The organism is Hydrogenophaga palleronii NBRC 102513 (assembly GCF_001571225.1).
GTDB lineage: Bacteria > Pseudomonadota > Gammaproteobacteria > Burkholderiales > Burkholderiaceae_C > Hydrogenophaga > Hydrogenophaga palleronii.
Map to the genome: position 1 here is coordinate 39,871 of NZ_BCTJ01000021.1, position 13,888 is coordinate 53,758.

The window sequence follows — 13,888 nt, forward strand, 5'->3', positions numbered from 1 at the left end:
CCGCGGCCTGCAGCAATGCAATGCGCAAGACGAAAGCGCCGGATCAGGCTTGCGGGTGCCGTGGAATCCGGAACCTGACCCGGGTCCCGGCGCTGTTGCTCTGCACGTCCCATGAGGCCGGAATGGCCGTCGCCCGCTCCCGCATGGTCCGCAGCCCGCGCTGCGTCACCGAGCCCGCATCGAACCCTTTGCCGTCGTCCAGCACATCGACCTCCAGCACGTCGGCGTCCGCCCGGGCGGTGATGTGCAGGGTCGTGGCCTGCGCGTGCTGCAGCACGTTGGAGATGGCCTCGAACAGCAGAAACTGCAGGTGGCGCGTCCGCTGCCCGTCCATCCAGTCCAGGACCGGCATCTCCTCCACGCGCCACACCAGCGCCAGGCCCGCGGCCGACAGGCGCGGCTCCAGGCGATAACGCAAGGTCGCCAACATGGCGCCCACATCTCCGGGCTCCATTTGCAGCGCATCGATGGACAGCTTGAGCTGGTCCATCGAATCTGTCAGCGTCCTCAGGAGCACCTGCGGGTCCACCGTGGGTGAACGCAGCAAACGGATGGCGGTGCTCAGATGCATGCCGACACCATCGTGCATGTCGCGCAAGATGCGCGCCCGTTCGCTGGCACCGGCCTGCTCACGCGCGAGCCGCTCCATCTGCACGTAGCTGCTGGCCAGTTCTGCTTCTTTCTCGGCCACGCGTTGGGTCAGATTCCGGGTCAGGTCGCGCGCCCGCACGCTGGCAGCGCGAAAGCGCATGACGACAATGATCGCCAGCGCCAGGCCGAACAGGATGCCGGAGTAACGCAGCCAGGTGTTGACTTCCAGTCCGCCGGACACGCGGATCACCAGCCAGTCGCGCACGCCGACGGCCACGTTCAGGCCGCCGACCACACCCACCAGCAGGCGCTGCCAGTTCTCCCGATGGTGGACGGCACGCCACAGATAAAACAAGGCATACGCGGAGAACAGCAGGTTCGCCGTGCCCAGCCAGGCCGTGAGCCACATCGGCTGCAACAGGAAAAACGCCAGGTACGACGCCAGGATGGAGGTGCCGAACAGCACCACCAGGCCTGCACGCATCCACACCATCGAGCGATGGCGGTGCCAGCCAGCGACGGCATGGCAAAACCAGGCCGTGCAACATATCCAGCCCGCAAACGCGGCAGTGACGGCAATGCCCCACGCCGGCCAGGCCAGCGGGGGGTGTTCGATCATGACGTCACCCACCCTCAGCGCCCAACAGAACTCGCCCAGGGCCGCCGCCAGGTAGACCGGGTCCCGGCGACCGGCATGCTCCCAGTCCCGCTGGGTAAACCACAAGGCCAGGGCCACCCCGCCCACCAGCAGGCTCATCACGCCGATCACGATGGAAGCACCGACCCGGGCACGGTGGTTCTCCCGGTAGAGCGCTTTCACCTCCCGCTGCGGGCCCAGCACCGGCGGCGCGAGCCCACCCCGCCGCCCGCCGTCCGCGTGCAGGACGATGCGCAACATGTTGTCGCTGCGAATCAGCAATGGCGGGATGGTGAGGTACTGCGGGCCTTTGGCGAAGTCGGCCGTGTTCGCTTCCAGCACATCACCCAGATTCGCCAGCAGCACATCGTTGAGCCAGATCTCCGCCGTGTTGCCGACGCGTGGAAAGTAGATGCCCCAGGGGCCGAACACCTCCCCCAGCCGGGTGGCAAATGGCAGTTCGAACTCGGCCGTGCCAGCCTGCCCCTGGTGCATGCGGTCCCAGTGGTAGGGCAGCTCCAGTTCGCGGAGCACCGGCCCCTGTCCATCGATGTGGATGGAAGCACGGGCCTGGCGCAACGCCAGCAATTCGGCCTGCGCGGCCAGTGGCATCACGCAGAACCAGACCAGAAGCCCCCACCACCACCGGCTCATTCAATCGCCCTCACCGCTGAGCCCGCCGCGCCATCAGCGCGACTCGAAGCTCTTCAGCAGGCCCATGCGGGAGGCCTCGAACACGGCCTCGCTGCGCGAATGCACCGAGAGCTTTTTGTAGAGGTTCTTGATGTGCGTCTGCACCGTGTGCACGCTGATCGTTTGCAGCCGCGCAATTTCGGCGTAGGAAAAACCACGGGCAATCAGCTCAAGCACCGCCTGCTCCCTGGCCGACAGCAACATGCCTGTGGTGTCGGCGGTGGGCGCAGTGGGCGGCGACGGCTCCACACGGAAACGCCGCAGCACCCGGCGCGCCAGCATCGGCGATATCGGCGACGCGCCGGCATGCACCTGCCGGATGGTGGTGGCGACGTCGTGCGGCGCTTCGTCCTTGTGGATGTAGCCCACGGCGCCCGCCTCGATGCTGGCCATGACGCTGTCGTCATCACCAAACATCGAGATCACCAGCACGTCACACGCGGGAAACTGCTGGCGAACCTGGCGAATCACCTCCAGCCCCGATCCGTCGGGCAGGCCCAGGTCGATCAGGGCGACGTGAGGGCCCAGGGATTCGCCCGCAAGCCAGCGCCGGGCCTCGGCCACCGTGCCCACCTCAGCTGCGAGTCGAAGGTCTGTGGCACCGGCCACGCATTCGCAGAAGTAGCGGCGCGTCTGCGGTTCATCCTCGACGACGAATACGGTCAACATGCTCAGCCTCGAAAAAAACGGACGGGCTGCCACCCTCTGGCAGCCTCGACTTCTGTCAACCGTGGATTTTGAACAACGAGTCTATCGCCACCCCTCACATGAAATGGGGATGCCCGCCATTTGTCATGCCATTGGACGGGAACTCGGCCAGCACAGCCTGCAGCAAGGCAAGGCGGATGAGCGCACATGACGCGGCATTGACCGGCCTCGCGCTTCTGCTGGGCGGGCCTGTCCAGCCCAGTAACGAGTTGAAGCGGATCGAACTGCAGTGCCTGAGCTGAAAGACCTGGTTCCCGTCGCCAATCCAGTTCCAGGGACAGGACAGCTTCGAGACGACAACGCTGGTCGGAAACACCTTCAGGTGCCCGAACTGCGGATCGAAAGCACCCTGCAACAAGGAAAAAATGCGATGGGCCCGCTCAGATGGGAAGGGCCGGTTCGTGGGGATCGACGCCACCCGCTGATTCATCGCGCCGACGCGCCGCGAGTTCCTGCAGCTCTTCAATCGGGCGGATCACATAGCCTTCGAGGTTAGCTGTGATGGCCCCGTCTGCGCGCTCGACGAACAGCGGGCCGTCGCCGGCTCGCGCCGAGATTTCGCAGTTGCGGACAACGCTCTCGTGCATCTCACACCCCCTGCTCTGCTTGGGGCTTGGCAAGGTAGTCACAGAATCGACTCCTTGAGCCCCTGACAACACCTTGGAGAAAACGATGACGAAGATCAACCGAGCACTTCAGCTTGAGCTTTTGAACAGGCTTGCAAAGCAGTACCCGTTGCAAGTTGACGTTCAGACTTGGGACGAAGAACTTCCTGGCGCCTTCGCAAACTTGGCCTACTTGGCCGAGTACAGACTTGTTGACCTGGGGGGCGAGGGGCAATTGAGCGCCGACTACGAAGTAGCCTTCGCCAGCATCACGGCAGCAGGCCTTGACTTCCTGGCGGACGACGGCGGCCTGTCCGCAGTGCTTGGAGTGGTGACGATCAAGATTCACAGCGACTCCATCAAAGACTTGATTGCGCTACGCATTGATCAGTCAGACCTTGCGCCTGCTGAAAAGAAGCGATGGCTTGATTCGCTTCGAGCGCTGCCGGCCGAGACCACAAAACACCTCGTGCTGAAACTTGTGGACAAGGGTCTTGAATCAGGCCCACAGGCCATTCAGTGGCTAGGTAACTTGCTGCAGCAGCAGCCCCCCGGATGATCACGCACTCGAATCGGATCGCCGCAGTTCCTCCTGCAATCGCAATGCCGAAGGCATCTAGTCCGGGGTCTTCGCCCAACTCCAGAACCAAGTGGCCGTTCTGGAAGACCACTGCGCGGATGACCACTCACGGACCAGACCCGGCAACGCCCCAACCAGAGAGACGGCGCTGGTGTCTGGTCCCCACTTTCTGATCGAAAGCAAATCATGAGCAATAGCGAGATGGCGAAAGTCGTTCACATCGTGGATGTACGACGAAGGCAAGACCGTTTGCCGATACGTGTTTGAAACCATCGAGTCGGCACGCGCATTCCGGGACAAGGTTCTTCTTGGGAAGGTGGTGAGGATTTCCAAGACCCGAGGTAGGAACTGCCTGGGAGGACGAGCGCACCTTCAGGCGCTCGTTTTGGACGCCGATCCTCAAATCTTTAGGGGTGAGATACCGGAGGCCGTACGACATGCGCCACAGCTACGCCACGGCCATGCTCATGGCTGGCATGACGCCGGCCTTCTGTGCTCAGCAGCCAGATCACTCGGTGGATATGTTTTTGCGCACTTATTCGAAGTGGCTGGATGGCCATCAAAACGACCTGGAGATGCAGCGCCTCGAAGCATCTCTATCCCCAGCAAAAAGAAAAGGCCCCGCAGGGCCTTGATTCTTCACGCTATTTGGTGGGGTGGCTGATGGGACTCGAACCCACGACAACAGGAATCACAATCCTGGACTCTACCAACTGAGCTACAGCCACCGCAAGCTGCGAATTATAGCCCGAACCGAGCCGCTTATCGGGCCGGTGCAGCAACTGCTGCAGGTTCGGGCACCAGAATCTTCACTTTGAAGCGCGATTTGAGTGCTTCGATGTAAGCCTCGTTCTCGGCGCCGGCCCACCACTGGTTGTACTGCTGCACTTCCTGGCTCAGCGCCTGCGCCGGACGCGGCTCGTGCGGCAACACCTTTTCTACCTTGACCACGGCGTAACCCTGGTCGGCCAGGTTCACACCCACCCAGGCGGGCAGGCTCTTGGGATCGGCGCTCAGCGCGCCGGTCAGCACCTGCTGATCCAGGTCTTGCGCGTTTTCGCGCGAGACCACCAGTGCATTGCCCAGGCCCTGGGCGTTGCCGCCGGCCTTCCAGGCCTGCAGTTGTTTGTCGCCTTCGGCGCGTGCCAGTTCGGCCGAGCGCTCCACCACCAGGCGCGTACGCACCTGCTCGCGCACCTCGGCCAGTGGCCGGGTGTGAGCGGCGCTGTGCGTCACGACGCGCGCCGAGACCAGTTGGCCGGAGCCGGTGTCGATGGCTTCGGTGTTGCGTTTCTTGTCGATGGACTCGCTGTCGAACAGCGCACCCAGCAGGCGTTCGCTGGCCAGCACACCGGTGACGCCGGCCTGCGGCTGGCGTTGCACCGTGGCCTTGCGAACCTGCAGCTTCAGGCGATCGGCTGCGGGCTGCAGCGAATCCGGCTGTTCGTAGACCAGGTTGCTGAAGGTGTCGGCGGCTTCGGCGTATTGCTTCTGCGCTTGTTGTTTCTTCAACTCGGCTTCGATCTCGGGCCGCACCGATTCAAAGCTGCGCACCGGCGGCGCCTTCAGGTCGGTGAGCTGGATGATGTGGAAACCGAAGTCGGATTCGACCACATCGGAAATCGCGCCCTTGGAGAGCGAGAACACAGCGTCTTCGAAGGGCTTGACCATGGCGCCGCGGCTGAAGAAGTCGAGGTCACCGCCCTTGACGGCCGAGCCCGGGTCTTGCGAGTTGGCCTTGGCCAGCTCGGCAAAACTGTCGGGCTTGGCACGCACCTGCGCGAGCAGGTCTTCGGCGCGCTTGCGTATCGCGGCCTTGTCTTCGTCCGAAGCACCGGCCGGCACGGTCAGCAGGATGTGGCGCGCACGGCGCTCTTCCACGCCGGACAGGCGCGAGACGTTTTGCTCGTAGTAGGTGCGCACGTCCGCGTCGTTCAGGCTCTGGTTGCTCTGCAACGCAGCGGCGTCGAGCACCAGGTATTCGATCTCGGCTTGTTCGGGCGCCTGGAACAGTGCCTGGTTGGTGTTGTAGAAGGCTTCGATGTCGGCGTCGGTCGGTTTGACCTGGGCCGCGAAATCGGTGGCGGCGAAACGCGCCACGCGCACTTCACGGCGTTCAAAGAAAGCGTCGAGCGACACGCCGGCGAGCGCGTTGGGCGCAAAGGCCGAAGCCAGGATGCCTTGCGACACCTGACGTTGCGACAGGTCGGCGCGCACACGCGCTTCGAACATCTCGGGCGTCATGCCCTGGCGGCCCACCAGTTGGCGGTACGCCTCGACGTCGAGCGAGCCGTCGGGCTTGCGCAGCGCGGCGATGGCTTCGTTCTGCTGCAGGTCACGCGCCAGGCGTGCGTCGCTGGTGTAGAGGTTGAGCTTGCCGGCGGCAGCGGCCAGCAGCCGTTGGCGCACCAGGCGCTCGAGCGTGGCGTAACGCGCGCCATCGCTGTCGAGCACGCGCGCGTCGAGCGAAGGCATGGCCTCGCGCAGGCGCTGCGATTCCTGCTGGTGGGCCTGGTCCCATTCGGCCTTGGTGATGTCCTGGCCGTCGACTTTTGCCACGGGCGCGCCGCTTTCGTTGAAGCGGGTGTAGCCCTCGATGCCGAACAGCACGAACGAGGGAATGATCAAGATCATCAGGAAGCCCATGAGGTACTTCTTGTGATTGCGGATGGTGTCGAACATGCCTTGAACCCTGCTACTTCAAAAACCGAATGGCGTTGCCGTTGCCGGCAACAAAAAAGGCGAACCCGGGTTCGCCTTTTTGATGGTGGTGGGTGCTGACGGGGTCGAACCGCCGACCTACGCCTTGTAAGGGCGCCGCTCTACCGACTGAGCTAAGCACCCCACCGAGAAACCGGTGAACCAGATCAGTTCAGCGCATCCTTGAGTGCCTTGCCCGGACGGAACTTCGGCACCTTGGCGGCCTTGATTTTAATCTCAGCGCCGGTGCGGGGGTTGCGGCCCTTGCGAGCGGGGCGTTTGGTCACGGCAAACGAGCCAAAACCCACCAGCGACACGGTGCCGCCTTTCTTCAGGGTGGTGCGGATGGCGGTGATGGTGGAGTCCAGTGCGCGCGTGGCAGCTGCCTTGGAAATGTCGGCGTGCTTTGCGATGTGCTCGACGAGTTCTGTTTTATTCACGAATAGCCCCTCTTGATTGAGATGAATGTTCCGTATGGACGGGTTTTTACCGGAGACGGCGCGGGGCCGCGGGCAAAAAACCCAAGATCGCTCTAGACCGCAAGACGATGCCAGCAAGCGTGGCAAGCGCTGAGTGATTAGACCCACTGGGCACAACCCCTGTCAATACATGAGGGGATCGGACCAAGCCTAGGCGGCGCAAGAGGCGAGATTCTAGACGCTTTCACCCATGGGGCCCCGGGCCTTGGCCTGTGACACCCGGGGCAGCGGCCCGCAGGCCGCAGCCACTCAGGCATTCAGCGCGGCGGCAATGGCGCGGCCCACATCCTGCGTGCCCGCCGTGCCACCCAGGTCGGCGGTGCGCGGTGCACCACTGCCGGGCTGCAGCACGGCTTCGATGGCCTCCATGATCGCGTCGTGCGCACCACGATGGCCCAGGAAGTCGAGCATCATTGCACCGCACCAAATTTGTCCGATCGGGTTCGCGATGCCCTTGCCCGCGATGTCCGGCGCCGAACCGTGCACCGGTTCGAACAGCGAAGGATGCTGCCGCGTGGGGTTGAGGTTGGCACTGGGCGCGATGCCGATGGTGCCGGTGCAGGCCGGTCCGAGGTCGGACAGGATGTCGCCAAACAGGTTGCTGCCAACCACCACGTCGAAGAAGTCGGGGCGCTGCACAAAGTGTGCGGTGAGGATGTCGATGTGGAACTTGTCCACCTTCACGTCCGGATATTCCTTCGCCATCTCGACCACACGCTCGTCCCAATACGGCATGGTGATGGCGATGCCGTTGGACTTGGTGGCACTGGTCAGGTGCTTCTTGGGGCGCGAGCGCGCCACCTCGAAGGCATGGCGCAGCACGCGGTCCACGCCGATGCGCGACATCACGGTTTCCTGCACCACGATCTCGCGCTCCGTGCCCGGGTACATGCGGCCGCCGATGCTGGAGTACTCACCCTCGGTGTTCTCACGCACGATCACCATGTCGATCTCGCCCGGCTCGCGCGGGCTGCCGTCGCGCCGCACCACCGGCGCGGTCACGCCGGGCATGAGCCGGGCCGGCCGGATGTTGACGTACTGGTCGAACTCGCGCCGGAACATCAGCAGCGAACCCCAGAGCGAGACGTGGTCGGGCACCTTGTCGGGCCAGCCCACCGCACCAAAATAGATCGCGTCGTGCCCGCCGATTTGCTCCTTCCAGTTGTCCGGCAGCATCTTGCCGTGGCGCTCGAAATAGTCGCAGCTGGAAAAGTCGAAGTGGTCGAACTGCAGGTCGATGCCGAATTGTGTGGCGGCGGCTTCCAGCACGCGGATGCCCTCGGGCATGACTTCGGTGCCGATGCCGTCACCGGCGATGACGGCGATGCGGTGTTTGCTGCTCATGGATGTGGCTCCTGGGGGTGAATGGAAAAAAACGAAAGGGCTTCTGCGACGAGGAGATCTGGCGCCTCTTCCGCGATGTAGTGGCCGCACGGCAGGCTGTGGCCGGACACGTCGGCCGCGCGCTCACGCCACAGCGCCAGCACGTCGAAGCAGCGCCCCACCGTGCCGTGTTCGCCCCACAGCACACGCAGTGGTTGTTGCAGCACGCGGCCGGCGTTGATGTCGTCGCGATCGTGCTCAAGGTCGATGCCGGCGCTGGCGCGGTAGTCCTCGCAGATCGAGGTGGCGCTGCCTGGAATGCTGGCACAGCGCTGGTACTCGGCCAGCGCCGCCGGATCGAAGGGCGCCAGCCCGGCATGGCGGCTGCCCATCACGCTGAGCACATAACGCGCCGGGTCGGCACCGATCATGGCCTCGGGCAAGGGCGGCGGCTGGATCAGGAAGAACCAGTGCCAGTAGGCGCGCGCAAAGGCTTCATCGGTGTGCGCGTACATCGCCAGCGTCGGCGCGATGTCGAGCAGCAACAAACGCTGCACGGCCTGCGGGTGATCGGCGGCCAGCCGGTGCGCCACGCGCGCGCCGCGGTCGTGCGCCAGCACGCCGAAGCGCTGAAAGCCGTGCTGCGCCATGACGGCCATGGCGTCCAGCGCCATCTCGCGTTTGCTGTGCGCGCGATGCGAGGCGTCGGCGGTCGGCCGGCCCGAATCGCCATGACCGCGCAGATCCATCAACACCAGGGTGAAGTGCTGTGCCAGCACCGGGGCGACGCGATGCCACATCACCATGGTCTGCGGGTGGCCGTGCAACAGCAGCAGCGGTGGGCCATTGCCGCCAATGCGGCTGTGTAGCAGCACGCCATCGCGCTGCAGGGTATGGGAAGCGAATGCGTTCAACATGGGCGCCAGCATAGCCCGCGTTGCGGCAATAATTCGGCAATCCATTCATTCTCCAAAGGAAACAATTGGACCGCCCCGATCTGGAACTGGTGCTCGCCGTGCGCCAGCATGGCAGCCTGGTGATGGCCGCACGCGCGTTGCATGTGGCGCCCTCGGCCGTCACCAAACGTCTGGCCGCGCTGGAAGCGCGCCTGGGCCTGCGCCTGTTCCAGCGCACCACCCGGCGCGTGAGCGCCACCGCCGAGGGCGACACGCTGTGCGAACGCGCGGTGCACCTGCTGCGCGCTTTCGACGAGGTGGAAGCCGAGTTGCGCGAGCGCCAGGCCGAGCCGGCCGGGCCGATCCGCATCGCCGCCACCTTCGGTTTTGGCCGCCGCTGGCTGGGCCCGGCGCTGGCGGACTTCCAGGCGCGCCACCCCGGCACCCAGGTGCAGCTGCAGTTGACGGAACAACTGCCCGACCTGGCGGTGGAGGGTTTCGACGGTGCGATCTGGCTCTGGAACGCACCGAGCGAACGCGCGGCCGAATGGGTGTCGCGCCGCCTTGCCCCCAACCAGCGCGTGCTGGTGGCCGCGCCGATCTACATCGAACGCCACGGCGCACCCCGCAGCCTGCAAGACCTGAGCGCACACGCCTGCCTGGTGGTGCGTGAGAACGGGGGTGGCCCCGGTCAGCGATTTGACCACTGGCGCCTGCAACGCAGCGGTGACCCGCAGGTTCAACACGTGCCGGTGAGCGGGCCGCTGTCGAGCAACTCGGGTGAACAGGTGCGCGACTGGTGCCTGGCGGGCCACGGCATCATGCTGCGCAGCCTGTGGGACATTGCACCGCAGCTGGCCAGCGGTGAGCTGGTGCGTGTGCTCAACAGCCACGCCATGCCCGATGCCGACATCCACTGGCTCGCGCCCTACCGCGCGCAGACACCGCGGCGCATCCGTCTGCTGATCGACTTTCTGGTGCAGCGCTTCGGCCAGGAGCCGTGGAAGCGCAGCCTCAGCGCGGCGGCGAAGCCGAGCGCACCACCAGCGCCACGCCGAAAGCGGTGAGCGCGGTGCCGGCCAGGGTGACGGCGGTGATCGGCTCGGCAAACAGCACCCAGGCAATCAGCGCGGTGCACGGTGGCACCAGATACATGAGGCTGGTGACCGAAGCCGCCGCGCCGCGCTGGATCAGCAGATAAAGCAGCGAGCTGCCGCCCAGCGTGAGGCCCAGCACCGACCAGGCCATGGCGCCGACGAGCTCGGCATTCCAGTCCATCAGCTCGGCTTCCAGCAGCGTGAGCGGCAACGTCACCAGCAGGGCCGCGAGCAGTTGCACCACGTTGGCGGTGCGCACATCGCAGGCAGCGACAAAACGCTTCTGGTACAGCGTGCCGACGGTGATCGCAAACAGCGCCATCACCGCGAACGAAAGATTGAGCCAGTTGGCCTGGTCTCCCGGCCCGCCGGCGCCGAACTTGCGCGAGACCACCAGCACCAGGCCGGCAAAGCCCATCAACAGGCCCAGCCACTGGCGCCGGGACACTTTGGAGCCGGTGCCCGACAGCCAGATCGCGGTGAGCACCGGCTGCAGGCCGACGATGAGCGAGGACAGGCCCGAGCCCATGCCGGCCTTCACCGCCGCCCACACGCCGCCCAGGTAACCGGCGTGCATCAGTACACCGGTGACCGCGAGGTGGAACCACTGCGTGCGGTTGCTCGGCCACTTGACGCCGGCGAGCACGATCCAGGGCAGGAAACAGAGGATGGACAGCGCATAGCGCACGGCCAGGAACTTCATTGGCGGCGCGTGCGGCATGCCGTAACGCGCGACGATGAAACCCGTGCTCCAGATCAACACGAACACCCAGGGCATGGCGCGCAGCCATGCATTGTCTTGCGCCGTTGTCGCGTTCATGCCGGAGCTTTCAGCGTTCAGCGCGACTTGGCGCGGATCTCGGGAATGGCCTTCTGCAGGTAGTACACCATCGACCAGATCGTCAGCACGGCCGAGATCCAGATCAGCCAGGTGCCCCAGAGCTGGGTGTCGATCACGCCGAACAGCGTGCCGTGGAACAGCAGGAAGGGAATCGCCACCATCTGCACCGTGGTCTTGACCTTGCCGATCATGTGCACCGCCACGCTCTTGGTGGCGCCGATGATGGCCATCCACTCGCGCAGCGACGAGATGGCGATCTCGCGGCCGATGATGATGAGTGCCACGAACACGTCGGCACGCTCCAGATGCACCAGCACAAGCAGGCTCGCGCACACCAGGAATTTGTCGGCCACCGGGTCGAGGAAGGCACCGAAGGCCGAGGTCTGGTTGAGCTTGCGCGCCAGGTAACCGTCGGCCCAATCGGTCAGCGCGAACACAATGAACAGCACCGTGGCCACCAGGTTCTGCTGCACGGCGCTCATGCTCTCCATATAGAACACGCCCACGATCAGCGGGATGGCGACGATGCGGGCCCAGGTGAGCAGGGTGGGGATGTTGAAGAACATGGAGCGGATTATGCGTTGGTGCCTGCCCGGGCGGGAATCTGCCGCGCGGATCAGTGCAAGGCGCGGTAGATCGTGTCGGCCAGCTCGGTCGAGATGCCTTCCACGGTGCTGAGGTCTTCCACGCTGGCCGAGGCCACACCGCGCACACCGCCGAAGCGCTGCAGCAGCCGCGCGCGCTTGCGCGGGCCGACGCCGGGGATGTCTTCCAGCTTGCTGCCGCCGGTGCGCACCTTGGCGCGCTGGGCGCGCATGCCGGTGATGGCGAAGCGGTGCGCCTCGTCGCGGATCTGCGCCACCAGCATCAGGGCGGCGGAGTCGTGGCCCAGGTAAACCTTATCGCGGCCGTCGGCGAACACCAGCTCCTCCAGGCCGACCTTGCGACCCTCGCCCTTCTCCACGCCAACGATGAGCGAGAGGTCGAGCCCGAGTTGCTGGAACACCTCGCGCGCCATGCTCACCTGGCCTTTGCCGCCGTCGACCAGCACCAGGTCGGGCATGCGCGGGCCGGCCACGGATTCGACGCTGGGTTCGATGATGGCGGCGTCTTCGGCCAGGGCAGCGCCCTCGGCTTCGATGGTCACGGCCTCTTCTGCTTCCGCACCCGCCTCCAGGTCCACGTCCACGTTTGCCACCGCAGCGGCGGCAGCGCCCTGCTCCTCGCGCAAGGCCTCGGCAATGCGGCCGTAGCGGCGCAGCAGCACCTGGCGCATGGCAGCGTAGTCATCGCCCGGTGTGATGCCTTCGATCTTGTAGCGCCGGTACTGGCTGTTCTGCATCTTGTGCGCCTCGAACACCACGCAGGACGCCTGGGTCGATTCGCCCGCCGTGTGCGAGATGTCGAAACACTCGATGCGCAAGGCCTCAAGCTGGTCGTCCGGCAACTGCAGGGCGTCGGCCAGCGCGCGCGTGCGCGCCTGCTGGCTGCCCTCTTCGGCCAGCAGGCGCGCCAGTGCGATGTCGGCGTTCTTCTGCGCCATCTCCAGCCAGATGCGGCGGTGTTCGCGCGGGTTGTGCACCGCGGTCACCTTGGCACCCGTCTGTTCGCTCAAGGCCTCCAGCAAGGGCTTGCCGACCGCATGGCTGGTCACCAGCGTGTGCGGCATGGCCACGCCCAGGTAGTGCTGGGCGATGAACGCCTCCAGCACCTGCACCGCCACACGCTCGGCCGGGTCGGCGGGCTTGCGGCCGTCGCTGCTTTCTTCCGCCAGCGCGTTGTCGATCGCGGTCGCGTCGTCCACATGGGCCGGGAAATACGGCCGGTCGCCCAGGTGGCGGCCGCCGCGGATCATCGCAAGGTTGACGCAGGCACGCCCGCCGTGCACCTTGACCGCGAGCACGTCCACGTCCTTGTCGGACACCGTGTCCATCGCCTGCTGGTGCAGCACGCGCGAGAGCGCGCTCATCTGGTTGCGGATCTCGGCCGCCTGCTCGAACTCCAGCTTCTCGGCATGCGCCAGCATGCGCTGCTCCAGCGTGTCGAGCACGGCCTGGGTTTCGCCGCGCAGGAAACGCTCGGCGTCGCGCACGTCCTGCGCATACACCTCGTGGTCGATCAGGTCCACACAAGGGCCGCTGCAGCGTTTGATCTGGTACAGCAGGCAGGGCCGCGTGCGGTTGGCGAACACCGTGTCTTCGCAGGTGCGCAGGCGAAACACCTTCTGCAGCAGCGTGATGGATTCCTTCACCGCCCAGGCGCTGGGGTACGGCCCGTAGTAACTGTGGCGGCGGTCGACCACGCCGCGGTAATAGACCATGCGCGGGAACGCGAGCGATGGCGCGGGCAGGCGCGCCGAGGGTTTGAAGACCTCGCGCGTGCCGGTGATCTTGAGGTAGGGGTAACTCTTGTCGTCGCGGAACAGGATGTTGAACTTGGGGTTCAACGTCTTGATGAGGTTGTTCTCCAGCAGCAAGGCCTCGGCCTCGGAGCGCACCACGGTGGTCTCCAGCCGCACGATCTTGCTCACCATGTGGCCGATGCGCGTGCCGTCGTGGTTCTTCTGGAAATAGCTCGACACGCGCTTCTTCAGGTTGCGCGCCTTGCCCACGTAGAGCAGTTGGCCCTGGGCATCAAAGTAGCGGTACACGCCGGGCAAGCCCGGCAGGGCCGCGACTTCGCTCAGCAGTTGGTCGGAATGCGTGTCGGACATAGGCCGCCTATTGTGCGCGGGCTCG

At 65.2% G+C, this 13,888-nt stretch carries 14 protein-coding genes and 2 tRNA genes; 3 read left to right on the plus strand and 13 right to left on the minus strand.

The window, feature by feature from the left end; all coding sequences use genetic code 11:
• Positions 1-43: 43 nt before the first annotated feature.
• From HPA01S_RS14975 to HPA01S_RS14985, 4 genes are all read right to left on the minus strand, one after another.
• Positions 44-1,882, minus strand: coding sequence for a sensor histidine kinase (locus HPA01S_RS14975; RefSeq protein ID WP_157085040.1), 1,839 nt, complete (start codon positions 1,880-1,882; stop codon positions 44-46).
• Between the two features lie 33 nt (positions 1,883-1,915).
• Positions 1,916-2,590, minus strand: coding sequence for a response regulator (locus HPA01S_RS14980; RefSeq protein ID WP_066271543.1), 675 nt, complete (start codon positions 2,588-2,590; stop codon positions 1,916-1,918).
• Between the two features lie 94 nt (positions 2,591-2,684).
• A complete protein-coding gene (locus HPA01S_RS23155) occupies positions 2,685-3,047 on the minus strand; it encodes a hypothetical protein (protein WP_169801537.1) in 363 nt (120 codons plus the stop codon).
• The gene (locus tag HPA01S_RS14985; RefSeq protein ID WP_157085042.1) at positions 3,010-3,216 is read right to left on the minus strand and encodes a hypothetical protein; all 207 of its coding nucleotides are present in this window, start codon (positions 3,214-3,216) and stop codon (positions 3,010-3,012) included. Before HPA01S_RS14985 ends, HPA01S_RS23155 begins: the two co-directional genes overlap by 38 nt.
• Positions 3,217-3,301: 85 nt before the next feature.
• On the opposite strand from HPA01S_RS14985, the gene HPA01S_RS14990 reads away from it, so the two are divergent.
• The gene (locus HPA01S_RS14990; protein ID WP_066271545.1) at positions 3,302-3,793 is read left to right on the plus strand and encodes a hypothetical protein; all 492 of its coding nucleotides are present in this window, start codon (positions 3,302-3,304) and stop codon (positions 3,791-3,793) included.
• 458 nt (positions 3,794-4,251) lie between these two features.
• On the plus strand, positions 4,252-4,449 hold the full coding sequence (locus tag HPA01S_RS22760; RefSeq protein ID WP_370670994.1) for a site-specific integrase: 198 nt from the start codon (positions 4,252-4,254) through the stop codon (positions 4,447-4,449).
• 17 nt (positions 4,450-4,466) lie between these two features.
• Here HPA01S_RS22760 and HPA01S_RS14995 read toward each other — a convergent pair.
• The 6 genes from HPA01S_RS14995 to HPA01S_RS15020 all read right to left on the minus strand — a co-directional run bounded on the left by HPA01S_RS14995 (position 4,467) and on the right by HPA01S_RS15020 (position 9,233).
• Positions 4,467-4,542, minus strand: a tRNA-His gene (locus HPA01S_RS14995).
• A 34-nt stretch (positions 4,543-4,576) separates the two neighbouring features.
• Positions 4,577-6,496, minus strand: a complete 1,920-nt coding sequence (locus tag HPA01S_RS15000) for a SurA N-terminal domain-containing protein (protein WP_066271547.1) — start codon at positions 6,494-6,496, stop codon at positions 4,577-4,579.
• Positions 6,497-6,582: 86 nt separating this feature from the next.
• Positions 6,583-6,658 (minus strand) — tRNA-Val (locus HPA01S_RS15005).
• A 23-nt stretch (positions 6,659-6,681) separates the two neighbouring features.
• The gene (locus HPA01S_RS15010; protein ID WP_066158910.1) at positions 6,682-6,954 is read right to left on the minus strand and encodes an HU family DNA-binding protein; all 273 of its coding nucleotides are present in this window, start codon (positions 6,952-6,954) and stop codon (positions 6,682-6,684) included.
• Positions 6,955-7,242: 288 nt separating this feature from the next.
• Positions 7,243-8,337, minus strand: coding sequence for a tartrate dehydrogenase (locus HPA01S_RS15015; protein WP_066271548.1), 1,095 nt, complete (start codon positions 8,335-8,337; stop codon positions 7,243-7,245).
• Positions 8,334-9,233, minus strand: coding sequence for an alpha/beta fold hydrolase (locus tag HPA01S_RS15020; RefSeq protein WP_066271586.1), 900 nt, complete (start codon positions 9,231-9,233; stop codon positions 8,334-8,336). Before HPA01S_RS15020 ends, HPA01S_RS15015 begins: the two co-directional genes overlap by 4 nt.
• A gap of 65 nt (positions 9,234-9,298) precedes the next feature.
• Between HPA01S_RS15020 and HPA01S_RS15025 the strand changes: the two genes are divergently transcribed.
• Positions 9,299-10,279 carry a LysR family transcriptional regulator gene (locus HPA01S_RS15025; RefSeq protein ID WP_066271549.1) on the plus strand — a complete coding sequence of 327 codons (981 nt, stop codon included), beginning with the start codon at positions 9,299-9,301 and terminating at the stop codon, positions 10,277-10,279.
• On the opposite strand, the gene HPA01S_RS15030 is transcribed toward HPA01S_RS15025, so the two are convergent.
• The 3 genes from HPA01S_RS15030 to uvrC are packed head-to-tail and all read right to left on the minus strand — an operon-like array spanning position 10,227 to position 13,863.
• A complete protein-coding gene (locus tag HPA01S_RS15030; protein ID WP_066271551.1) occupies positions 10,227-11,129 on the minus strand; it encodes a DMT family transporter in 903 nt (300 codons plus the stop codon). The two genes, HPA01S_RS15025 and HPA01S_RS15030, sit on opposite strands and share 53 nt — an antisense overlap.
• Before the next feature lie 17 nt (positions 11,130-11,146).
• Entirely contained in the window at positions 11,147-11,716 is a 570-nt protein-coding gene (gene pgsA, locus HPA01S_RS15035) for a CDP-diacylglycerol--glycerol-3-phosphate 3-phosphatidyltransferase (protein ID WP_066271552.1), read from the minus strand.
• Between the two features lie 50 nt (positions 11,717-11,766).
• Positions 11,767-13,863, minus strand: a complete 2,097-nt coding sequence (gene uvrC / locus HPA01S_RS15040; RefSeq protein WP_066271554.1) for an excinuclease ABC subunit UvrC — start codon at positions 13,861-13,863, stop codon at positions 11,767-11,769.
• Positions 13,864-13,888 lie beyond the last annotated feature (25 nt).

Bases quoted from the DNA above. Each gene is read 5' to 3' on its own strand.
- HPA01S_RS14975 (WP_157085040.1), bottom strand. From the start codon at position 1,882: ATGAGCCGGTGGTGGTGGGGGCTTCTGGTCTGGTTCTGCGTGATGCCA.
- HPA01S_RS14980 (WP_066271543.1), bottom strand. From the start codon at position 2,590: ATGTTGACCGTATTCGTCGTCGAGGATGAACCGCAGACGCGCCGCTAC.
- HPA01S_RS14985 (WP_157085042.1), bottom strand. From the start codon at position 3,216: ATGCACGAGAGCGTTGTCCGCAACTGCGAAATCTCGGCGCGAGCCGGC.
- HPA01S_RS14990 (WP_066271545.1), top strand. From the start codon at position 3,302: ATGACGAAGATCAACCGAGCACTTCAGCTTGAGCTTTTGAACAGGCTT.
- HPA01S_RS22760 (WP_370670994.1), top strand. From the start codon at position 4,252: ATGCGCCACAGCTACGCCACGGCCATGCTCATGGCTGGCATGACGCCG.
- HPA01S_RS15000 (WP_066271547.1), bottom strand. From the start codon at position 6,496: ATGTTCGACACCATCCGCAATCACAAGAAGTACCTCATGGGCTTCCTG.
- HPA01S_RS15015 (WP_066271548.1), bottom strand. From the start codon at position 8,337: ATGAGCAGCAAACACCGCATCGCCGTCATCGCCGGTGACGGCATCGGC.
- HPA01S_RS15020 (WP_066271586.1), bottom strand. From the start codon at position 9,233: ATGTTGAACGCATTCGCTTCCCATACCCTGCAGCGCGATGGCGTGCTG.
- HPA01S_RS15030 (WP_066271551.1), bottom strand. From the start codon at position 11,129: ATGAACGCGACAACGGCGCAAGACAATGCATGGCTGCGCGCCATGCCC.
- pgsA (WP_066271552.1), bottom strand. From the start codon at position 11,716: ATGTTCTTCAACATCCCCACCCTGCTCACCTGGGCCCGCATCGTCGCC.
- uvrC (WP_066271554.1), bottom strand. From the start codon at position 13,863: ATGTCCGACACGCATTCCGACCAACTGCTGAGCGAAGTCGCGGCCCTG.